At 67.6% G+C, this 19,231-nt stretch carries 24 protein-coding genes; 18 read left to right on the plus strand and 6 right to left on the minus strand.

From position 1 onward, the window contains the following. Positions 1 to 144 precede the first annotated feature (144 nt). The 3 genes from hda to ABE546_RS18160 are packed head-to-tail and all read right to left on the minus strand — an operon-like array spanning position 145 to position 3,145. Positions 145 to 855: a DnaA regulatory inactivator Hda gene (gene hda / locus ABE546_RS18150; RefSeq protein WP_019185422.1), complete on the minus strand. Its 711-nt coding sequence runs from the start codon at positions 853 to 855 to the stop codon at positions 145 to 147. Then, positions 852 to 2,024: an AI-2E family transporter gene (locus ABE546_RS18155; RefSeq protein WP_313212594.1), complete on the minus strand. Its 1,173-nt coding sequence runs from the start codon at positions 2,022 to 2,024 to the stop codon at positions 852 to 854. The genes hda and ABE546_RS18155 overlap by 4 nt, the downstream gene beginning before the upstream one ends. Then, positions 2,021 to 3,145, minus strand: a complete 1,125-nt coding sequence (locus ABE546_RS18160) for a DUF2066 domain-containing protein (RefSeq protein WP_313212593.1) — start codon at positions 3,143 to 3,145, stop codon at positions 2,021 to 2,023. Before ABE546_RS18160 ends, ABE546_RS18155 begins: the two co-directional genes overlap by 4 nt. 138 nt (positions 3,146 to 3,283) lie before the next feature. Here ABE546_RS18160 and purM point away from each other — a divergent pair, with 138 nt between their 5' ends. From purM to ABE546_RS18185, 5 genes are all read left to right on the plus strand, one after another. Next, positions 3,284 to 4,309 (plus strand): phosphoribosylformylglycinamidine cyclo-ligase, encoded by a 1,026-nt coding sequence (gene purM, locus ABE546_RS18165; RefSeq protein ID WP_313212611.1) that lies wholly within the window; start codon positions 3,284 to 3,286, stop codon positions 4,307 to 4,309. Positions 4,310 to 4,317: 8 nt separating this feature from the next. Then, positions 4,318 to 4,800: a hypothetical protein gene (locus ABE546_RS18170; RefSeq protein WP_313212592.1), complete on the plus strand. Its 483-nt coding sequence runs from the start codon at positions 4,318 to 4,320 to the stop codon at positions 4,798 to 4,800. Beyond that, positions 4,797 to 5,450, plus strand: a complete 654-nt coding sequence (gene purN / locus ABE546_RS18175; RefSeq protein ID WP_313212591.1) for a phosphoribosylglycinamide formyltransferase — start codon at positions 4,797 to 4,799, stop codon at positions 5,448 to 5,450. Before ABE546_RS18170 ends, purN begins: the two co-directional genes overlap by 4 nt. 100 nt (positions 5,451 to 5,550) lie before the next feature. Next, entirely contained in the window at positions 5,551 to 6,294 is a 744-nt protein-coding gene (locus tag ABE546_RS18180) for a DUF3108 domain-containing protein (protein ID WP_313212610.1), read from the plus strand. Positions 6,295 to 6,296: 2 nt separating this feature from the next. Further along, positions 6,297 to 6,980, plus strand: a complete 684-nt coding sequence (locus tag ABE546_RS18185) for a DUF3108 domain-containing protein (protein ID WP_313212590.1) — start codon at positions 6,297 to 6,299, stop codon at positions 6,978 to 6,980. A gap of 33 nt (positions 6,981 to 7,013) precedes the next feature. Here ABE546_RS18185 and ABE546_RS18190 read toward each other — a convergent pair whose 3' ends face one another. The 3 genes from ABE546_RS18190 to ABE546_RS18200 form a co-directional block, all read right to left on the minus strand. Further along, complete coding sequence (locus ABE546_RS18190; RefSeq protein WP_346464638.1) at positions 7,014 to 7,322, minus strand: EF-hand domain-containing protein; 309 nt, start codon at positions 7,320 to 7,322, stop codon at positions 7,014 to 7,016. Then, positions 7,319 to 8,593 (minus strand): UDP-N-acetylglucosamine 1-carboxyvinyltransferase, encoded by a 1,275-nt coding sequence (gene murA, locus ABE546_RS18195; protein WP_313217454.1) that lies wholly within the window; start codon positions 8,591 to 8,593, stop codon positions 7,319 to 7,321. Before murA ends, ABE546_RS18190 begins: the two co-directional genes overlap by 4 nt. A 78-nt stretch (positions 8,594 to 8,671) precedes the next feature. After that, positions 8,672 to 8,902 carry a BolA family protein gene (locus tag ABE546_RS18200; protein ID WP_313212896.1) on the minus strand — a complete coding sequence of 77 codons (231 nt, stop codon included), beginning with the start codon at positions 8,900 to 8,902 and terminating at the stop codon, positions 8,672 to 8,674. Between the two features lie 53 nt (positions 8,903 to 8,955). On the opposite strand from ABE546_RS18200, the gene ABE546_RS18205 reads away from it, so the two are divergent. From ABE546_RS18205 to ptsP, 13 genes are all read left to right on the plus strand, one after another. Then, complete coding sequence (locus ABE546_RS18205) at positions 8,956 to 9,957, plus strand: KpsF/GutQ family sugar-phosphate isomerase (protein WP_313217452.1); 1,002 nt, start codon at positions 8,956 to 8,958, stop codon at positions 9,955 to 9,957. A gap of 43 nt (positions 9,958 to 10,000) precedes the next feature. Then, on the plus strand, positions 10,001 to 10,549 hold the full coding sequence (locus ABE546_RS18210) for an HAD hydrolase family protein (RefSeq protein WP_313212891.1): 549 nt from the start codon (positions 10,001 to 10,003) through the stop codon (positions 10,547 to 10,549). Next, positions 10,546 to 11,112, plus strand: a complete 567-nt coding sequence (lptC, locus tag ABE546_RS18215) for an LPS export ABC transporter periplasmic protein LptC (protein ID WP_121043149.1) — start codon at positions 10,546 to 10,548, stop codon at positions 11,110 to 11,112. Before ABE546_RS18210 ends, lptC begins: the two co-directional genes overlap by 4 nt. Continuing rightward, positions 11,090 to 11,665, plus strand: a complete 576-nt coding sequence (gene lptA / locus ABE546_RS18220) for a lipopolysaccharide transport periplasmic protein LptA (protein ID WP_313212888.1) — start codon at positions 11,090 to 11,092, stop codon at positions 11,663 to 11,665. The genes lptC and lptA overlap by 23 nt, the downstream gene beginning before the upstream one ends. After that, positions 11,665 to 12,384, plus strand: a complete 720-nt coding sequence (gene lptB, locus ABE546_RS18225) for an LPS export ABC transporter ATP-binding protein (RefSeq protein WP_019185407.1) — start codon at positions 11,665 to 11,667, stop codon at positions 12,382 to 12,384. The genes lptA and lptB overlap by 1 nt, the downstream gene beginning before the upstream one ends. Before the next feature lie 42 nt (positions 12,385 to 12,426). After that, positions 12,427 to 13,866, plus strand: coding sequence for an RNA polymerase factor sigma-54 (locus tag ABE546_RS18230; protein WP_346464639.1), 1,440 nt, complete (start codon positions 12,427 to 12,429; stop codon positions 13,864 to 13,866). Between the two features lie 58 nt (positions 13,867 to 13,924). Beyond that, positions 13,925 to 14,251 (plus strand): ribosome-associated translation inhibitor RaiA, encoded by a 327-nt coding sequence (raiA, locus tag ABE546_RS18235; protein WP_046274055.1) that lies wholly within the window; start codon positions 13,925 to 13,927, stop codon positions 14,249 to 14,251. Positions 14,252 to 14,272: 21 nt separating this feature from the next. Continuing rightward, positions 14,273 to 14,725: a PTS sugar transporter subunit IIA gene (locus ABE546_RS18240; protein WP_121043141.1), complete on the plus strand. Its 453-nt coding sequence runs from the start codon at positions 14,273 to 14,275 to the stop codon at positions 14,723 to 14,725. Beyond that, a complete protein-coding gene (gene hprK / locus ABE546_RS18245; protein WP_019185403.1) occupies positions 14,722 to 15,672 on the plus strand; it encodes an HPr(Ser) kinase/phosphatase in 951 nt (316 codons plus the stop codon). The genes ABE546_RS18240 and hprK overlap by 4 nt, the downstream gene beginning before the upstream one ends. Further along, entirely contained in the window at positions 15,669 to 16,565 is an 897-nt protein-coding gene (gene rapZ, locus ABE546_RS18250; RefSeq protein ID WP_183073811.1) for an RNase adapter RapZ, read from the plus strand. The genes hprK and rapZ overlap by 4 nt, the downstream gene beginning before the upstream one ends. A 197-nt stretch (positions 16,566 to 16,762) precedes the next feature. Further along, entirely contained in the window at positions 16,763 to 17,155 is a 393-nt protein-coding gene (locus ABE546_RS18255; protein WP_019185401.1) for a PTS sugar transporter subunit IIA, read from the plus strand. Continuing rightward, complete coding sequence (locus tag ABE546_RS18260) at positions 17,148 to 17,417, plus strand: HPr family phosphocarrier protein (RefSeq protein WP_121043139.1); 270 nt, start codon at positions 17,148 to 17,150, stop codon at positions 17,415 to 17,417. The genes ABE546_RS18255 and ABE546_RS18260 overlap by 8 nt, the downstream gene beginning before the upstream one ends. Before the next feature lie 59 nt (positions 17,418 to 17,476). Then, positions 17,477 to 19,186 carry a phosphoenolpyruvate--protein phosphotransferase gene (gene ptsP, locus ABE546_RS18265; RefSeq protein ID WP_313212877.1) on the plus strand — a complete coding sequence of 570 codons (1,710 nt, stop codon included), beginning with the start codon at positions 17,477 to 17,479 and terminating at the stop codon, positions 19,184 to 19,186. Positions 19,187 to 19,231: the final 45 nt, after the last annotated feature.

Here is a 19,231-nt window from a genome sequence, read left to right on the forward strand (position 1 = left end):
TTGGTCGGCTGCTCTCCGACCGAGCCCATCTGAGCAGCCGACCAACGGTCGGCTCTACACGGTGGGGCCCTCTCCTGAGCAGCCGACCAACGGTCGGCTCTACACGGTGGGGCCGTCTCCTGAGCAGCCGACCAACGGTCGGCTCTACAACAGGTGTGGGCCGTCTTCCAGGACCTGGCGCAGGAACGGCACGGTGATGCGGCGCTGCGCCGCCAGCGATTCGCGGTCCAGCCAATCCAACAGACTGACCAGGCTGCCCAGCTCGCGACCGGTACGGGTCAGCAACCATTCGATCGCCGCTTCATCGATCGCCAGGCCACGTCGCGCCGCGCGCTCGCGCAGCACCGCCGCGCGGCCTTCGTCATCCAGCGGCTGCAGCACCACGCGCACGCATTGCTGCAGGCGTGAGCGCAGGTCCGGCAACACCAGCCCAAGTTGATCCGGCGCGTGCTGCGCGGTGTACAGCAGGGTGATGCCCGCCGCGCGCGCACGGTTGTGGAAATCGAACAGCGCCACTTCGTCTTCGCGCTGCCCGGCCACGGCATCCAGCCCATCCAGCGCGACCAGGTCGCGGCCTTCCAGTGATTCCAGCGCGGCGCGCGTACGCCCCACCACCGCCTTCAGCGGCAGATAGGTCGGCTGGCGGCCGGCCTGTTCGGCCAGCGAGCACATCGCCAGCGCCTGATGGGTCTTGCCGGTGCCCGGCGCGCCCTCCAGATACACCCAGTCGTGCGCGGCGCCCACGGCAATGGCGCGCAGCTGCGCCAGCGCGCCATCCGGCGCACCGATGAAGGTCTCCAACCGCTCGTCCTGCGGGTAGCGCAGGGCAAGCGGCAACTGCGGAACGACACTCACTGTGCGTCCGGCCCCTTCGGGGTGCCGACGATCACGATCTCGGGCTTGTCGACGTAGGCATCGAGCACGATCGCCGATTTCTCACCGGCGTACAGATCGCTCTGGCGATAGCGCTGATGTGCATAACGCAGCAGCACGTTGCTGACCGCCGCCACCGGCAGGGCCAGCAGCATGCCGAGGAAGCCGAACAGCTGGCCACCGGCCATCACCGCGAAGATCACCGCCACCGGGTGCAGGCCGATCTTGTCGCCGACGATGCGCGGGGTCAGCACGTAGCTTTCCAGCAACTGGCCCACGGTGAACACGACGCCGACCAGGATCAGCAGCTTCAGATCGAAGCCCTGCGCCTGCACCAGCGCCGCCGCGACCGCCATGACGATGCCGGTGGTCGCGCCGAGGTACGGGATGAAGCTGATCAGGCCGGCCACCAGGCCGATCAACAGGCCCAGTTTCAGGCCGACCAGCGACAGGCCGGCGGCGTACACCACGCCCAGCGCGATCATCACCAGGAACTGGCCGCGGATGAACGCACCGAGCACTTCGTCCGACTCACGCGCCAGCTTGGTGATGGTGCCGACATGGTTGCGCGGAATCATCGAGGCCACGCGCTCGACCAGCTTGTCCCAGTCGCGCAGGAAGTAGAACGCCAGGATCGGCAGCAGCAGGATGTTGACCACCCAGGTCACCATCGTGAACCCCGAGCGCTGCACGTAGCCAAAGAAGGTCTTGGCGAAGCCGCCGGCCTGCTGCCAATGGCTGCGCACCCATTCGATCAGGCGATCCGGATCCATCCACTGCATGATCTCCAGCCCGGTTTTCTGCTCGAACCACGGGATGCCTTTTTCCATCAGCCACTGCTGGGCCTGCGGGATCGCCGCCACCAGGGTGGCGACCTGGCGCTCGATCATCGGCACCAGGATCAGCAAGGCGGCGGTGATCAACAGGATCATCGCCACGAACACCAGCACCACGCCGGTGTTGCGCGAGCGACCGGTAGCCTCGATCCGGTCGACCAGCGGGTCACCCAGCCACGCCAACGCCAGGGCCAGCACGAACGGGGTCAGGATCGGGCCAAGCAGCCAGATCACCCAGCCGGCGGCGAGCGCCACCAGGACGTATTTCAACCGCCTGAGGAACTGCGCGATTTCCGCTTCGGGGGTGAGGATCATCGCAGGCGGTACTCGTTGCTGGGCGGCGGCGGCAGGGCCGAGGGGTTGGTTTCATCGATCGGCACCGGCAGTGCCAGCGGCGCGGTCGGCGCGATCACGCCGTTGTCGCCGAGCATGCGGTTCAGGCCGGCCAGGCCGGTGGTCAGTTCCAGCGACAGCTCCAGGCGATCGCCCGAGGCGCGCACCGGGGTGACGTTGCGGACCACGGCCGTCTCGCGCAGGCCGGCGGCCAGGCGCATGTAATCCTCGGCACTGTTCAGGCCCAGCACCACGATCGTGTAGGTCCCGGCGGCGCCGGTGGCGGCCCCGGCCTTGGCGTACCGGCGCACCAGCGCATCCGCGGCGCCGTCGGCACCGCTGGCCATCGCACGGCGGGCGTCGCTGTCCTTGGTGGTCCACTTGTTCAGTTCTTTGCCGCCATCAACGAACACCCAGTCCGCCACCCAGCCGCTGCCATCGCGGTAGAGCTTGCCGATCAGCTGCATCGGTGGGGCATAGCGCGCGGAGGCCCGCGCCACGGCGGCCGTGTCCTGGCGCCAGATCGCGCCGACCAGTGCCTGCTCGGCGGCGCTGCCCGAGGGCAGGCCCAGCTTGTAGCCGCGCTCGATGGCGCGGTTGAGCAGCGGGCGGGCCGCATTGGCCTGCTGGACGGTCACCAGGCGCGGGCCGGAGCCATCATCGATGGCCAGCCAGATCACCGGCTTCGGGCGGGGCTGCGGCCACAGCGGCAGCCCGAGGGCAGAGATCAGCCCATCGACGTCATCCTCGCGGAAGCGCGCCACCAGGATGGTGCGATAGCTCGGCGCGCCACCGGCCGAGGTGCTCTGGTCCTGGCGGTAGTCATAGCTGGCCACGTAATCCTTGGCATTGCGCAGGGCCTGCATCACGCCGGGGCGGCTCATCACGCTGCGGTCGCCCGAGAGTTTGGCCAGCACATTGCCCAGCGCCCTGGCCAGGGCACCGTTGCGGTCCGAATCGGCCTGGCTGTTGACCGGGACCTCGGCCTCGTAAGCGCCACTGGCACTGGCCACATCGCCTTCGGTGCGCAGGCCGCTCTGGGCCATCGAGGCCACCGGCAGGCACAACGCGAGGAACATCATGAAAAAGAGGCTGCGGCGCATCAGGACTTCCATTGAGCGTATCCGGGGGGAATTGTTGCCCGAATAGGGCCTGCGCGCCAACGTGGCCTGTTAAAATCGCGCTTTCACCCCAGCGCAGCGCCGACGCCCGTGACCAATTCCCCGTCCAATCCCTCTCCCCTGACCTACCGCGACGCCGGTGTCGATATCGACGCGGGCAATGAGCTGGTCGAGCGCATCAAGCCGCTGGTGAAGCGCAGTTTCCGCCCGGAAGTCATGGGCGGACTGGGTGGCTTCGGCGCCCTGTTCGACCTCTCCAACAAGTACCGCGAGCCGGTCCTGGTCTCGGGCACGGACGGCGTGGGCACCAAGCTGAAGCTCGCACAACAGCTGGGCCGCCACGACACGATCGGCATCGATCTGGTCGCGATGTGCGTGAACGACGTGTTGGTCCAGGGTGCCGAGCCGCTGTTCTTCCTGGATTATTTCGCCACCGGCAAGCTGGACATCGACACCGCTGCGGCGGTCGTGGGCGGCATCGCCAACGGCTGCACCGAGGCCGGTTGCGCGCTGATCGGCGGTGAGACCGCTGAAATGCCCGACATGTATGCCCCGGGCGAGTACGACCTGGCCGGCTTCACCGTCGCCGGCGTCGAGAAGAGCGAAATGAAGGACGGCGCCAGCGTGGCCGCCGGCGACGTGCTGATCGGCATCGCCTCCTCCGGCCCGCATTCCAACGGCTACTCGCTGGTGCGCCGCATCTATGACCGCGCCGGTCAGCCGGCCGATCTGGAGCTGGACGGCGGGGTCAAGCTGGTCGATGCGCTGATGGCGCCGACCCGCCTGTACGTCAAGCCGATCCTGGCGCTGCTCAAGACCCACGGCGCGGCGATCCACGGCATGGCCCACATCACCGGTGGCGGCCTGACCGAGAACATCATCCGCGTGGTGCCCGACGGCCTGGGCCTGGACATCAAGGCCGACGCCTGGACCCTGCCGCCGGTGTTCCAGTGGTTGCAGAAGGAAGGCGCCGTGGCCGACAGCGAGATGTGGCGCACCTTCAACTGCGGCATCGGCTTCGTGCTGATCGTGGCCGCCAGCGACGCCGCCTCGGTCGGTGCCGCGGTGGCCGCGCAGGGCCTGGACCACTGGACCATCGGTGAAGTGACCCGCGCCGACGGCGCCGAACGCGTCAAGATCGGCTGAGCCCGGTCATGGAGCCCCGCCCGGAGGCCGCCGCTCAACCGCCGTCGCTGCCCACCGCAGCGGCGCCGTCCCTGCCGGCCACGGCGGGCGACACCTCGCAGCTGCAGTTGCTGTCGGTCTTCCACTATGTGTTGGCCGGTCTGACCGCCCTGTTCTCGCTGTTCCCGCTGATCTACCTGCTGATGGGCGTGGCGGTGATCTTCGCCGCGCCGGCGCCGCTGGCGCCCGGTGAGGCGCCGCCGCCGTTCGATCCGCGCCTGCTTGGGTGGGTGTTCGTGCTGATCGGCGGGCTGGGCTGCGTTGCCGGGCTGGTGCTGGCCGGTTACATGGCCTATGCCGGGCGCTGCCTGGCGCAGCGCCGGCGTTACCTGCTGTGCATGGTGGTGGCCGGCATCGCCTGCATCTTCATGCCATTCGGTACTGCGCTGGGCGTGTTCACCCTGGTGGTGCTGTCGCGCCCCGCGGTCAAGGCGGCCTTCCCAACCGCATGAGCAGCCGTATCGCCGTCCTTGCCTCCGGCCGGGGCAGTAATCTGCAGGCCATCCTCGATGCCATCGCCGCGCAGCGGTTGGATGCGCAGGTCGTGGCCGTGCTCTCGGACAAGCCCGAAGCCTCGGCCCTGCTCAAGGTGAGCCCGGATCAGCGCTGGGCACGTTCGCCCAAGGACTTCCCGGACCGCGCCGCCTTCGATGCGGCGATGGCCGATGCGCTGGACGCCTTCGCGCCGGACTGGATCGTCTGCGCCGGTTACATGCGCATCCTCGGCCCGGCCTTCGTGGCCCGGTTCGATGGCCGCCTGGTCAACATCCATCCCTCGCTGCTGCCGCTCTACAAGGGCCTGCACACGCATGCGCGCGCACTGGAGGCCGGCGATGCCGAGCACGGCGCCAGCGTGCACTTCGTGGTGCCCGAACTGGATGCCGGCACGGTGCTGGCCCAGGCCCGGGTGCCGGTGCAGGCCGGCGACACCGCCGACGCCCTGGCCCTGCGGGTGCTGGCCGTGGAGCATCCGCTGCTGATCGCCAGCCTGGCGCTGCTGGTCAGCGGCCGCGTAACTGAACAGGCAGGTCAGCTCCAGCTCGATGGTCACCCCCTGTTTAGCCCGCTGCGCCTAGATTGCGCCGGACAGCTGAACCGATAAGCGCCGCGCACACACGCCGCTGATCCCGGCGCTGGCATTCTTTCCCCTCCTCCACCGACCGGCCCGCATGAGAACGCCTTTGTTCAAGCCCGTGCTGCTGATGGCATCCCTGCTGTGCACCGCCGCCCTTGCCCACGCGCAGGAGACGGCCACGCCACCGCTGCCCGCGCTGCCTGCCATGAGCTGGGAAGCGCCGCCGCTGCAGCCGTTCACCGCCACCTACCAGGCCCTCTACAAGGGCAAGCAGGCCGGCGATGCCACCATGCGTGTCACCCACACCGGCGGTGACCAGTGGCGCGTGGACATGCAGGTGGTCGGCCGCAGCGGTTTCGCCAGCGTGCTCGGCTTGAACCTGGAGCAGAGCACGGTGTTCGAGAACCGCAACGGGACCTATGTGCCGTTGAGCCAGAGCACGGTCCGCAAGGGCCTGTTCCTGGGCAAGAAGGTCACCGGCACCTATGACTGGCAGGCCGGTACCGCCCAATGGCTGGGCGATCTGAAGAAGGAACGCCGCCAGCCGATCCCGCTGCAGCCCGGCGACCAGAGTGCGCTGCTGCTGAACCTGGCGATCATGCGCGATGCGCGTCCCGGCGGGCAGATGCATTACCGCTACGTGGACGTGGGCCGCGTCCGCCAGCACGACTACCAGGCCGCACCGGACACCGAGAACGTGCCCGTCGGCGATCTGTCCTACAACGCGCTGCGGGTGTATCGCACCAACGGCGGCAATGACGAAACCATCCTCTGGATCGCCAACGGTGTCCCCACGCCGGTCCGCATCCTGCAACGCGAAGACGGCGAAGATCGGATTGATCTGCGCCTGATCGAATACCAAGGAGTCTGAGCATGACCACACTGAACCGTCCGCTGACCTGGATCGCCGCCGGCGCCCTTGCCGTGGTGAGCCTGCCGGCCATGGCGCTGCAGCCGTTCAAGGCCGATTACCAGGCCAGCTACATGGGCATGCAGGCCAACGGCACCATGACCCTGGCCAGCGAAGGCGCCAACAAGTGGCGCTACAGCCTGAACGTGAAGAACCAGCTGGCCGATCTCAGCCAGACCACCGTGTTCGAAGAGGCCAACGGCCGCCTGCGCCCGCTGACCAGCAACGACCGCTCGGTGCTGCTGGTCAAGAAGCGCAATGTCGATGCCAACTACAACTGGAACAGCAACCAGGCCACCTGGACCGGCGACGTCAAGCCGGACCGCCGTGGTCCGGTGGCGCTCAAGCCCGGCGACATGGATGCCCTGCTGATCAACCTGGCGATCGCGCGTGATCTGGCCGCCGGCAAGCCGCTGAACTACCGCATGGTGGACGAAGGCCGGATCAAGCCGATGTCCTACAAGGTGGTCGGCAAGGAAAAGATCACCGTGGCGGGCAAGTCCTACGACGCGACCAAGGTCTCGCGCGTGGACGGCAACAAGGAGCTGATCGCCTGGATCGTGCCGGAGTTTCCGGTGCCGGCGCGTCTGCTGCAGCGTGAGAGCGGCAAGGATGCGCTGGATCTGACGATCAAAGGGATGAACTGACCAAGAAAAACGCCCGCTTTCGCGGGCGTTTTTTCATTCCGGCCTGGCCTCGCCGAACACCGTCTTGCAGTCCACCCGGATCTGCTGCCGCGTGTCGCGCCAGTAGTAGGTGCTGCACTGCCGGTTGCCGTCGACACTCTTGTCCACGCCGACCGCATAGAACGACTGGAACACTTCGGTACGGCTGACCGTGCCGTCCGCGTTCCAGTCCATGTCTTCCTGCTGGATGCCCTGGGTGATCGCGATGCCGACGTACCAGGCGTAGCCCAGCCACGCCAGGACGATCAGTACCAGCACCAGCAGCGCCTTGCGGCGGCGGGTGAACCGGCCGCGCAGGATCATGCGGCGATACGCCGGATGGTGGCGCCCAGCGAGGACAGCTTCTCTTCGATGTTCTCGTAGCCGCGGTCCAGGTGGTAGATGCGGTCGATGGTGGTGTCACCCTCGGCCATCAGGCCAGCCAGGATCAGCGAGGCCGACGCGCGCAGATCGGTCGCCATCACCGGCGCGCCGCTCAGCTGCTCGGCACCGCGCACGATCGCGGTATGGCCTTCTACCTGGATGTCCGCGCCCAGGCGCAGCAGCTCGTTGACGTGCATGAAACGGTTTTCGAAGATCGTTTCGTTGATCACGCCCACGCCGTCGGCCACGCAGTTGAGCGCCATGAACTGCGCCTGCATGTCGGTCGGGAACGCCGGGTACGGCGCGGTGGTCAGGTTGACCGCGCGCGGGCGCTTGCCGCCCATGTCCAGGGTGATGCTGTCTTCGGTGGTCTCGATGTGCGCACCGGCCTCCACCAGCTTGGCCAGCACCGCATCCATGGTGTTCGGGCGGGCACGGTTGACCGTGACCTTGCCGCCGGTCATCGCCGCGGCGACCAGGAAGGTGCCGGTTTCGATGCGGTCGGGTAGCACCTCATGACGGCCACCGGACAGCGTCTCCACGCCTTCGATCACCAGGCGGGCAGTGCCCAGGCCTTCGATCTTCGCGCCGAGCGCGATCAGGCAGTGCGCCAGATCGGTGACTTCCGGCTCCATTGCGGCGTTGTCCAGCACGGTGGTGCCTTCGGCCAGCACGGCGGCCATCAGCACGTTCTCGGTGCCGGTGACGCTGACCATGTCGAAGGTGAAATGCGCACCCTTCAGACGCTTGGCCTGCGCCTTGATGAAGCCGTTCTCGACGGTGATCTCCGCCCCCAGGGCCTGCAGGCCCTTGATGTGCTGGTCAACCGGACGCGAACCGATCGCGCAGCCGCCCGGCAGCGACACTTCAGCCGCACCGAAGCGGGCCAGCAGCGGGCCGAGCACCAGGATCGAGGCGCGCATGGTCTTGACCAGCTCGTACGGGGCCACGTGCTGATTGACCGAGCGCGGGTCGACCACGATCGCGCTGCCGCGCGAGAGGGTGCCCTGGTCGATGGTGACCTTGGCGCCCAGCTCACCGAGCAGCTTCACGGTGGTGACCACGTCGTGCAGGTGCGGCACGTTGGTGATCTCCACCGGCGCATCGGCCAGCAGCGTCGCGCACAGGATGGGGAGGACAGCGTTCTTGGCGCCGGAAATGTTCACTTCACCGTGCAGCGGCTTGCCGCCGGTCACTACGATCTTGGCCATGGAATCTACTTGAATTGAGGTAGAGCCGACCGTTGGTCGGCTGATCTGATTGGTCGGCTGATCTAATCGGTCCGCGGACTAACCCGCTTCGCCCGGGGTGACGGTCTTCAGCGCCAGCGCATGAATCGCCCCGCCCATCAGATCGCCCAGGGTCGCGTAGACCATGCGGTGACGCGCCAACGGCATTTTGCCGGCAAAGGCGTCGCAGACCACGGTGGCCTCGAAGTGCACGCCGTCGTCACCCTGCACGTCCGCGCGGGCGCCAGGCAGGCCGGTTTCGATCAGATTGCGGATGGTCTCGGCGTCCAACGGGCTTTCCTAATAAAATGAGCGCTCATTCTACTCTTCCACGTGGCGCTCGCATGGCTGTCTCGCCCCAACTTCCCCATCCGGCCGACGCTGCGGCACTGGTCGCCAGCGGCCGCCGCGTGTTCGAGATCGAGCGCGATGCGCTGGGCGCGGTCGCCGAGCGGCTGGGCGAAGCGTTCAGCCAGGCCTGCCAGCTGGTCCTGCAGAGCAAGGGCCGCGTGGTCGCCACCGGCATGGGCAAGTCCGGCCATGTCGCCCGCAAGATCGCCGCCACGCTGGCTTCGACCGGCACCCCGGCCTTCTACGTGCACCCCGGTGAAGCCGGCCACGGCGATCTGGGCATGATCACCGAGGCCGACGTGGTGCTGGCGCTGTCCTATTCGGGCGAGTCCGATGAGCTGCTGATGCTGCTGCCGGTGCTCAAGCGCCAGGGCAACCGCCTGATCGCGATGACCGGCCGCCCGCAGTCCAGCCTGGCCACCGCCGCCGACGTTCACCTGGATGTCAGCGTGCCGGCCGAGGCCTGCCCGCTGGCGCTGGCCCCGACCTCCAGCACCACCGCCTCGCTGGCGATGGGCGATGCGCTGGCCGTGGCCCTGCTCGATGCCCGCGGCTTCACCGCCGACGACTTCGCCCGCTCCCACCCGGCCGGCAGCCTGGGCCGCCGCCTGCTGCTGCACATCACCGATGTCATGCACAGCGGCGATGAGCTGCCGCGCGTGGACGTCGGCGCCAGCCTGAGCGAAGCCCTGGTGGAGATGAGCCGCAAGCGGCTGGGCATGACCGCGGTGGTGGATGCCGACAACCGTCTGATCGGCCTGTTCACCGACGGCGACCTGCGCCGCGCGCTGGATACCGAGCTGGACGTGCGCAGCGCGCGGATCGCCGATGTGATGACCCGCGGCCCGCGCACCATCGGGGCCGATCAGCTCGCGGCCGAAGCGGCGCAGCTGATGGAAGCCCACAAGATCAATGGCTTGATGGTGGTCGATGCCGAAGGCCGCCTGGTCGGCGCGCTCAACATTCATGACCTGTTGCGGGCCCGGGTGGTTTAAACCACAGTTGCCTTCCTCCATTCAGCTGAGCTGCCCCCAGACGATGCCCTACTCCCCGTTGCCCGGTTTCCCGTCCCACCTGCATGCCGCTGCCGGCCGTATCCGGCTGGCCTGCTTCGACGTGGACGGCACGCTCACCGACGGTCGGCTCTACTACGACAAGGACGGCAACGAGAGCAAGGCGTATTACGTGCAGGACGGACTCGGCCTGAAACTGCTGCAACACCACGGTATCCACCCGGTGCTGATCACCGCGCGCAACAGCCAATCCGCGCTCAAGCGTGGGGCGGACCTGGGCATCGATACCCAGATCGCGGTTGGCGACAAGCTGGCCAGCGTCAAGGCGCTGTGTGAGCAGTACGGCATCGGCCTGGACCAGGTTGCCTTCATGGGTGACGACCTGCCCGATCTCGGCCCGCTGTGCGCGGTCGGCCTGGCGGTCGCGCCGGCCAATGCCCACCCGTGGATCGCCGAGCGGGTGCACTGGCAGACCCGCAGCGATGGCGGCAAGGGCGCGGCGCGTGAGCTGTGCGACGTGCTGTTGGCCGCCCAGGGCCATGTGGATGCGGTGCTGGCGAGGTTCGGCGCATGAACGTGCGTACCGCCATCGGTGGCCTGCTGCTGGTCGCCGCACTGCTGACCGGCTGGCTGGCCCTGCACCATCGCGACAAGGCCCCCGCGGCCGAGGGCGAGGATGCCACCAAGGATTACGTGCTGCATGATTTCCAGATCGTGGCGCTGGACGAACAGGGCAAGGAATCCACCACCCTGCGCGCCCCGCTGCTGGAGCGTGCGCGCAGCGATGAAACGATGACCCTGACCACGCCCGTGTTCCTGCTGCCCGACCAGGACGGCAACCACTGGGAAATGCGTGGCGACAGTGGCTGGGTCAGCGCCAAGGGCGACCAGCTCAAGCTCATCGGCAACGTCAGCGGCGACAGCCCCAAGGTTGCCGGTGCACCGCCCACCACCTTCCGCACCGATCATCTGGACGTGTTCCCGAAAGAGAACCGTGCCAAGACCGATGCCCGGGTCACCATGACCCGCCCGGGCCTGTCGCAGACAGGTGTCGGCTTCGAAGCCGACATGAAAACCCGGCAGTACAAACTCCTTTCACAGGTCAAGACCCGCTATGAACCGAACGCTGCCCGCTAAGCTCGCGCTGCTCGCCCTGCTGCTGCCCGGCGTGGCGCTGGCCAAGTCGTCCGACCGCAACCAGCCGATGAACCTGGAATCCAACAGCAACGATTGCAACCTGACCGACGATGCGGGCAAGTGCACGTTCACCGGCAACGTGGTGATCACCCAGGGCAGCCTGGTGATCCACGCCGCCAACGCCGATCTGTTCCGCAAGAACGGCGATATCGAACGCGTCGTGCTGACCGGCAAGCAGGCCACACTGGAACAGGAAATGGATGACGGCTCCAAGATGAATGCCTGGGCCGACAACATGGACTACAACGTCAACAGCGAAGTGATCATCCTCACCGGCAACTACAAGGTCGAGTCGCCGCGCGGCACCAACAGCGGCCAGAAGATGACGTACAACACCCGCACCGGCAACATGCAGAGCGGTGGCGACGGCACCCGCGTGCGCACGGTCATCCAGCCCAAGAACAAGGGCGCCGCACCGGCCACCCCGGCTGCCAAGCCGGCCACGCCCGCGGCCAAGCCGGCCACTCCGCCCGCCGCCGGGAGCAAGAAGTAATGCTCGTCGCCAAAGGCCTGCGCAAGCGCTACAAGCAGCGTGAAGTCGTCAAGGATTTCGGGCTGACCCTGGAGGCCGGTGAAGTGGTCGGCCTGCTCGGCCCCAACGGTGCCGGCAAGACCACCTGCTTCTACATGATCGTCGGCCTGGTCGAGACCGATGCCGGCAGCATCGTGCTGGACGGCAAGGACATCACCAGCGACCCGATGTACACCCGCGCCAAGCAGGGTGTAGGCTACCTGCCGCAGGAACCCTCGGTGTTCCGCAAGCTGACCGTGGCCGACAACCTGCGCCTGGTGCTGGAACTGCGCGAGGACCTGGACAAGGCCGGCCGCGAAAAGGAACTGGCCAGCCTGCTGGACGAGCTGCAGATCAACCACGTGGCCGACCAGCTCGGTGCGAGCCTCTCCGGTGGTGAGCGCCGCCGCTGTGAAATCGCCCGCGCGCTGGCCGCCAAACCGCGCCTGATCCTGCTCGATGAACCATTCGCCGGTGTCGACCCGATCTCGGTCGGTGAAATCCAGCGCATCGTCACCCACCTCAAGCAGCGCGGGATCGGGGTGCTGATCACCGACCACAATGTCCGCGAAACCTTGGGAATCTGCGACCGCGCGTATATCCTCAACGAGGGCAGCGTGCTGGCACAGGGCGCGCCGGACGAGATCCTGGCCAACGCCGACGTCCGCCGCGTCTACCTTGGGGACACCTTCAAGCTCTGATCCAGCGGCCGCCGCAACGCCTTCTTTCCGTTCGGCACAGGCATGAAAGCACGGCTGCAGACATCGATGGGGCAACACCTGGTCATGACGCCGCAGCTGCGTCAGGCGATCAAGCTGTTGCAGATGTCCAGCGCCGAGCTGGAGCTGGAAATCAACGAAGCGGTGGAGACCAACCCGCTGCTGGACTGGGCCGAGAACGCTGAACCGGCGCTCGAGGCCAGTCCTGGCGAGGACACGCCCCCGCCCGCCCCCACCGATACCCACGCCGATGGCGAGCACCAGGTCTCGGCCAGCGACGACTGGTCACCCGGCGAAGGCGACTGGACCAGCGGCAGCAGCGGCGGCTCCTTCGACGATGACGACAACGGCAGCGCCGCCGAACGCGTGGCCGAGACCGAATCGCTGGCCGACCACCTGCTCTGGCAGCTGCACCTGTCGCACCTGTCGGCCCGCGACCGCAGCATTGGCGCGGCCCTGATCGATGCCTTCGAAGAAGACGGTTACCTGCGCGAGCCCCTGGCGACCATCGCCGAAACCCTGCTCCCGACCATCCAGGCCGATGAGGCTGAAATCCTGACCGTGCTGCACCAGATCCAGCGCTTCGACCCGGTCGGGGTCGGTGCGCGCTCCTTGGGTGAATGCCTGGACCTGCAGCTGCTGGTACTGCCCGCGCAGACCCCGGGCCTGGCCCTGGCCCGGCGCATCGCCGATGGCCCGCTGGAGCGCCTGCCCCGCAGCGGCGTGGCCGGCATCGCCCACGAGCTGCGCGAGCCACTGGCCGAGGTCGAGGTCGCGGTGCAGCTGCTGCGCTCGCTGGACCCGCGCCCGGGTACCCAGATCGGCGATCTCTCCCACGACAGCTACGTGGTGCCGGACTGTGTGGTCTGGCGCCAGAACGGCGTCTGGCGGGCCGCCCTGGCCGGCCACGCCGGGCCCAGAGTGGTCATCCACCGCGGCTACGAGCAGCTGATCCGCCGCTGCGGCGAGGCCGACGCCGGCTACATGCGCGCCCACCTGCAGGAGGCACGCTGGCTGCTCAAGGGCCTGGAGGCCCGCGGCGAGACCCTGCTGCGGGTGATGCGCTGCCTGCTCGACCAGCAGGCCGCGTTCCTGGAGTTCGGCGAACAGGCGCTGCGCCCACTGACCCTGCGTGAAGTGGCCGGCGAGCTCGGCCTGCACGAATCCACCATTTCACGCGCGATCGCCCGCAAGTACGTGCGCACCCCGCGCGGCACCCTGCCGCTGCGCGCGTTCTTCGCCTCCGGCATCGATACCGACAGTGGCGGCGAAGCGTCCAGCACCGCCATCCAGGCCATGCTGCGCCGGCTGATCGATGACGAGAACCCGCGTAAGCCGCTTTCTGACGCCAAGCTGGCTGACCTGCTCAAAACCTCGGGAATACCGGTGGCGCGACGCACCGTGGCGAAGTATCGTGAAGCCATGAACATTTCCGCCTCGCACGAAAGGGTAAGAATCGTCTGACGCTCCACCGCGCCTGGCGGGAAGGTTCATTGGCACATCCGAACAAAGGAGAAACCCGATGCACATCGAGACGTTTGGCAAGGACCACCTTGAGATCACCCCGGCTCTGAACGAGTACGTGGAGACCAAGCTGGAACGGCTGAGGAAGCACTTCGACCAGCACTGCGAGGTTCGCGTGCAACTGTCGATCCGCAAGCCGGAGCACCATGCCGATGCGAGTGTGAATGTTCCCGGGCAGACTCTGCACGCGGACGCCAGCGGCCCCACCATGTACGCCGCGATCGACATCCTGGCCGACAAGCTTGACCGCCTGGTCATCAAGCACAAAGAGAAAAAGCAGCAGCACGCACCGCAACCGCTGCCGGTGGGCGACAATGAGGGCTGATGCCCTCGTTTCCACCCCGACATGCCTCTGACTGATCTTCTGGCGGCCGTCCGCACGCAAGTGCTGCCGGCCGCCGATCGCGACAGCGTGCTGAAGGCCGCAGCCCGCCTGCTGGCCTGCCGCGAAGCCAACGCCGAGCTGCTGTACCAGAACCTGTGCCAGCGCGAGACGCTGGGCAGCACCGCGATCGGCCACGGCATCGCCATTCCCCACGGCCGTGCCCCCCTGCTTGAACGCCCCCGCGGCGCCCTGCTGCGGCTGGAATCGCCGGTGGAATTCGGCGGCGATGAACCGGTCGACCTGGTCTTCGCGATTGCCGTGCCTGCGCACTACACCCATCAACACCTGATGCTGCTCTCCGAGCTGGCCGAGCTGTTCTCCGAACCGGCCATCCGCCAGGCGCTGCGCGAAGCGCGCGACGGCGACGAGCTGCGTCGGGTCATCGAATTCCCCCCGCCGGCGAGTGCCGCATGAATACCAGCATCACCGCGCGCGAACTGTTCGAACAGCAGCGTGACCGCCTGAGCCTGCGCTGGGTCGCCGGCCAGCAGGGCGAGCGCCGTGAGCTGGAGGCCGGCAACAAGGTCTCCCGTCGTCCTTCGCTGGCCGGCTACCTCAACGCGATCTACCCCAACAAGGTGCAGATCCTGGGCACCGAGGAACTGTCCTGGCTGGACTCGCTGGACTCACGCCAACGCTGGGAGACCATCGAGCGGATCATGCAGTCCCATCCGCTGGCGCTGGTGATCACCCGCAACCAGTCCTGCCCGGAGGACCTGCGCGCGGCCGCGGACGAATCGCAGACCCCGCTGTGGATTTCGCCCAAGCGCGGCCACGAACTGCTCAACCACCTGTCCTACCACCTGGCGCGCACGCTGGCGCCGCGGGTGATCCTGCATGGCGTGTTCATGGAGATCTACTCCATCGGCGTACTGATCACCGGTGAAGCCGGCTCGGGCAAGAGCGAGCTGGCGCTGGAGCTGCTCAGCCGCGGCCACCGCCTGGTCGCCGACGATGCCCCTGAGTTCACCCAGATCGCCCCGGACGTGCTCGACGGCACCTGCCCGGAGCTGCTGCAGGACCTGCTGGAAGTCCGCGGCCTGGGCGTGCTCAACGTGCGCGAGATGTTCGGTGACACGGCGGTAAAGAAGAACAAGTACCTTCGGCTGATCGTCCACCTGACCAAGCCGATGACCGAGCCCACCCCCTACGGCTATGAACGCCTCACCGGCGACTCGGGTACCCGCCACGTGCTGGACCTGGATGTGCCGCTGATCACCCTGCCGGTGATGCCCGGCCGCAACCTGGCCGTGCTGACCGAAGCCGCCACGCGCCTGCACATCCTGCGGACCAAGGGCATCGACCCGGCCGCGATGTTCATCGCCCGCCACAGCAACATGTTGGAACGCCGCACGCCATGACCACACCCGCCCCCGCCTCCGCCCCGACCGCCGCCACCCTGATCATCGTCAGTGGGCTGTCCGGGTCCGGCAAGACGGTCGCGCTGAAGACCTTCGAAGACCTCGATTACTACTGCTCGGACAACCTGCCGATCGACCTGCTGCCGGATTTCGTGCGCAGCCTGCTCGGCGATCCCGGCCGCGAGGCCCCGCGCCGGCTGGCGGTCGGCATCGACGTGCGTGCGCAGAGTGACCTGACCCAGCTCTCGCACTGGCGCGAGGATGCCAAGGCCGCCGGCCTGGATGCGCAGCTGCTGTTCTTCGATGCCACCGATGAAACCCTGCTCAAGCGCTACGCCGACACCCGTCGCCGACATCCGCTGAGCCAGCTCGGGCTGTCGCTGCCCGAAGCGATCGCCCGAGAGCGCGAACTCACCGCGCCGCTGCGCGCCGCCGCCGATGCGGTGATCGATACCAGCCATCTCAACGTGCACCAGCTGCGCCGCAAGGTGGTGACCGAGTTCGCGCTGGCCCATGGCAACAAGCTCTCGCTGCTGTTCGAATCGTTCGCCTACAAGCGCGGCGTGCCGGCCGAAGCGGACTTCGTGTTCGACGTGCGCGTGCTGCCCAATCCGCATTGGGATCCGGAGCTGCGCCCGCTGTCCGGCCGCGATGCCGGGGTGCGCGAGCATCTGGACGAACAACCCGATGTGCAGCGCTATGCGGGCCAGCTGGTCGATTTCCTCGACACCTGGCTGCCGCGGCTGGGCAATGACACCCGCAGCTATGTGACCGTCGCCTTCGGCTGCACCGGCGGCAAGCATCGCTCGGTGTACATGGCCGAGCGCATGGCCCGCCATGCCCGCGATCAGGGCTGGCCCGAAGTGGCCACCTTCCACCGCGAACTGGACTGAAAACGGGATTGCCGGCAGTGGCCGGCAGCCCGGGGGATCGGGCGTGGCGCCATGCCCGCCCGGCCCACGAAGCGACGGCACCGCGTTGCCTTGTCCTGCTCCGGGCGGGGACAGGTCATCGACACGCTGAACCGCGGAACACAGCAGTCTTTCACGCGTGCTATCGCCAATTCATGTTGACCTGTTAACGTTCGGGAATGACCTGTGGCATTCTCCTCGTAACTCATCCCGGTGTCGGCACGGCCCTGCTGGACGTGGCGACCCGTCTGCTGCGGCACCTGCCGCTGAAGACCGAAGCTTTCGAAGTACCGTTCGACGCAGATATGGACGTCCTGCTCCCGCTCGCCTCGGCCGCTTTGCGCCGGGTGGACAGTGGCCAGGGCGTGCTGATCCTGACCGACCTGTACGGCGCCAGCCCCAGCAATCTGGCCGGGCAACTGGCTCGTCTGGGCACCCCGGCACGCCGGGTTTCGGCGCTGAGCCTGCCGATGTTGATGCGGGTGATGAATTATCCGGAACAGGGACTGGATCAACTGCCTGCCACAGCCGCGGCAGGCACTCGCAATGGAGCGATTGTCGACGATGCTTGAACGTGAACTCACTGTTTCCAACCGCCTGGGCCTGCATGCCCGCGCCACTGCCAAGCTGGTGCAGGAGCTGGCGCCCTTCCGCTGCAACGTGACCATGGCCGCCAAGGGCCGTGAGATCAATGCCAAGAGCATCATGGGCGTCATGCTGCTGGCCGCCGGCCAGGGCACCCCGGTCACCGTGCGCATCGAGGGCGAAGACGAAGTCGCCGCGATGGACGCGGTGGTCGCCCTGTTCGAGCGGCGTTTCGACGAGGACAACTGAGCATGGGGGGGCAGCCGCGATCGGGATCCTCCGCACCGGCCCGGACCGCGTCCGGGGCGATGCTGTTGTCCGGCCACGGTGCCTCGCGCGGTAACGCCCTGGGCCGTGCCCGGGTGCGCCTGCCGCATGCCCTGGAAGTGGCCGAGCAGCGCATTGCGCCGGCCAAGATCGAAGCCGAGCTGGAGCGCCTGCACGTGGCCGTGGAAGCGGCCCGCGGCGAAATGCACGAGCTGCGCCAGCGCCTGCATGGCGCGCTCAACCAGGAGGTCGGCGAATTCCTCGATCTGCATGCCCTGCTGCTCGATGACCCCGAGCTGCTGTTCGGCCTGGACGAACTGATCCGCAGTGGCCCCTACAGCGCCGGCTACGCCTTGCGCGTGCAGCGCGACCGCCTGGCCAAGGTCTTCGATGGCATGGACGATGCCTACCTGAAGAGCCGCATGGACGATCTGGACCATGTGATCGGGCGCATCCATGCCTTCCTGCAGAAGCGCCCGCCGGACGTCAAAGGCATGGCCGGCGAGATCCTGATCTGCGACAACATCGCCCCCTCCGAGCTGGCCCAGCTGCAGGCCCACGGCGTGGTCGGCATCGTCACCGCCGGGGGCAGCGCGCTCTCGCACAGCGCGATCCTGGCGCGCAGCTTGCACCTGCCGTTGATCGTCAACGTCCCGAACGTGCTGCAGAAGGTGGCCGACGGCGACGTGCTGATCATGGACGGCAGCGATGGCACGGTCACCATCAACCCCCAGGCACAGGACCTGCGCGACTACCGCGTGCGCCTGCGCGAGCACGCGCGCGAGCAGCGCGAACTCGGGCGCCTGCGCACCAAACCCAGCCGCACCCGCGACAACGTCGATATCGCCCTGCTCGCCAATGCCGAGTCCAGCGAAGACGTCACCCAGGCGCATGCGCTGGGCGCGCACGGGCTGGGCCTGTACCGCACCGAATTCCTGTTCCTGCAGCGCAACGAGCTGCCGGACGAGCAGGAGCAGTTCGAGACCTACCGCGATGCCGCCCTCGGCATGAGCGGGCGGCCGGTCACCATCCGCACCCTGGACCTGGGCGCGGACAAGGCCGACCGCACCGGGCTGACCCTGAGCAACGAAGAAAACCCGGCGCTGGGCCTGCGTGGCGTGCGCCTGTCGCTGGCGCGGCCGAAAGTGGCCGACACCCAGCTGCGCGCGATCCTGCGCGCCTCGGCCTACGGCAAGCTGCGCATCCTGATCCCGATGGTGAGCACCCGCGAGGAAATCCTTGCGGTCCGCCGGCGCCTGGCCAAGCAGGCCGAACTGCTGCGCGCGGAAGGCCATGAAGTGGCCGAGCACATCCCGTTCGGCGCGATGATCGAAGTACCGGCCGCCGCGATCGCGCTGGAGAGCTTCATCGATCTGGTCGACTTCCTCTCGATCGGCACCAACGATCTGGTCCAGTACCTGCTTGCCGCCGACCGCAACAACGAGGCGGTCGGCGAGCTGTACTCCCCGCTGCACCCGGCGGTGGTGCGCCTGCTCGCGCACATCCTGCGCACCGGCCAGGCGTACAACATTCCGGTGGCGGTCTGCGGCGAGATCGCCGGCGACCCGCTGATGACCCGTCTGCTGCTGGCGCTGGGGCTGACGGAATTCAGCCTGCACCCCGGCACCCTGCTGGAAGTGCGCCGTGCGGTGCGCGACAGCGATCTGTCGGTGCTGCAGGCGATGGCGCCCAAGCTGCTGCAGGCACGCGACCGCCGCGGCATTGAACGCTGGATCGAAAAGGCCCGGTAGTGCCGGCCGCTGGCCGGCTCCGCATGAACCTTCGGATCGGCATGC

The sequence above is a fragment of the Stenotrophomonas sp. TWI377 genome (genome assembly GCF_039674525.1).
Classification (GTDB): domain Bacteria; phylum Pseudomonadota; class Gammaproteobacteria; order Xanthomonadales; family Xanthomonadaceae; genus Stenotrophomonas.

Coding starts and splice junctions, on each gene's coding strand:
- lptB (WP_019185407.1), top strand. CDS start 11,665: ATGCTCGTCGCCAAAGGCCTGCGCAAGCGCTACAAGCAGCGTGAAGTC.
- ABE546_RS18155 (WP_313212594.1), bottom strand. CDS start 2,024: ATGATCCTCACCCCCGAAGCGGAAATCGCGCAGTTCCTCAGGCGGTTG.
- ABE546_RS18255 (WP_019185401.1), top strand. CDS start 16,763: ATGACCTGTGGCATTCTCCTCGTAACTCATCCCGGTGTCGGCACGGCC.
- ABE546_RS18185 (WP_313212590.1), top strand. CDS start 6,297: ATGACCACACTGAACCGTCCGCTGACCTGGATCGCCGCCGGCGCCCTT.
- ABE546_RS18180 (WP_313212610.1), top strand. CDS start 5,551: ATGGCATCCCTGCTGTGCACCGCCGCCCTTGCCCACGCGCAGGAGACG.
- ABE546_RS18230 (WP_346464639.1), top strand. CDS start 12,427: ATGAAAGCACGGCTGCAGACATCGATGGGGCAACACCTGGTCATGACG.
- purN (WP_313212591.1), top strand. CDS start 4,797: ATGAGCAGCCGTATCGCCGTCCTTGCCTCCGGCCGGGGCAGTAATCTG.
- hprK (WP_019185403.1), top strand. CDS start 14,722: ATGAATACCAGCATCACCGCGCGCGAACTGTTCGAACAGCAGCGTGAC.
- ABE546_RS18205 (WP_313217452.1), top strand. CDS start 8,956: ATGGCTGTCTCGCCCCAACTTCCCCATCCGGCCGACGCTGCGGCACTG.
- ptsP (WP_313212877.1), top strand. CDS start 17,477: ATGCTGTTGTCCGGCCACGGTGCCTCGCGCGGTAACGCCCTGGGCCGT.
- ABE546_RS18240 (WP_121043141.1), top strand. CDS start 14,273: ATGCCTCTGACTGATCTTCTGGCGGCCGTCCGCACGCAAGTGCTGCCG.
- ABE546_RS18210 (WP_313212891.1), top strand. CDS start 10,001: ATGCCCTACTCCCCGTTGCCCGGTTTCCCGTCCCACCTGCATGCCGCT.
- ABE546_RS18260 (WP_121043139.1), top strand. CDS start 17,148: ATGCTTGAACGTGAACTCACTGTTTCCAACCGCCTGGGCCTGCATGCC.
- ABE546_RS18190 (WP_346464638.1), bottom strand. CDS start 7,322: ATGATCCTGCGCGGCCGGTTCACCCGCCGCCGCAAGGCGCTGCTGGTG.
- lptC (WP_121043149.1), top strand. CDS start 10,546: ATGAACGTGCGTACCGCCATCGGTGGCCTGCTGCTGGTCGCCGCACTG.
- murA (WP_313217454.1), bottom strand. CDS start 8,593: ATGGCCAAGATCGTAGTGACCGGCGGCAAGCCGCTGCACGGTGAAGTG.
- ABE546_RS18160 (WP_313212593.1), bottom strand. CDS start 3,145: ATGCGCCGCAGCCTCTTTTTCATGATGTTCCTCGCGTTGTGCCTGCCG.
- rapZ (WP_183073811.1), top strand. CDS start 15,669: ATGACCACACCCGCCCCCGCCTCCGCCCCGACCGCCGCCACCCTGATC.
- lptA (WP_313212888.1), top strand. CDS start 11,090: ATGAACCGAACGCTGCCCGCTAAGCTCGCGCTGCTCGCCCTGCTGCTG.
- ABE546_RS18170 (WP_313212592.1), top strand. CDS start 4,318: ATGGAGCCCCGCCCGGAGGCCGCCGCTCAACCGCCGTCGCTGCCCACC.
- raiA (WP_046274055.1), top strand. CDS start 13,925: ATGCACATCGAGACGTTTGGCAAGGACCACCTTGAGATCACCCCGGCT.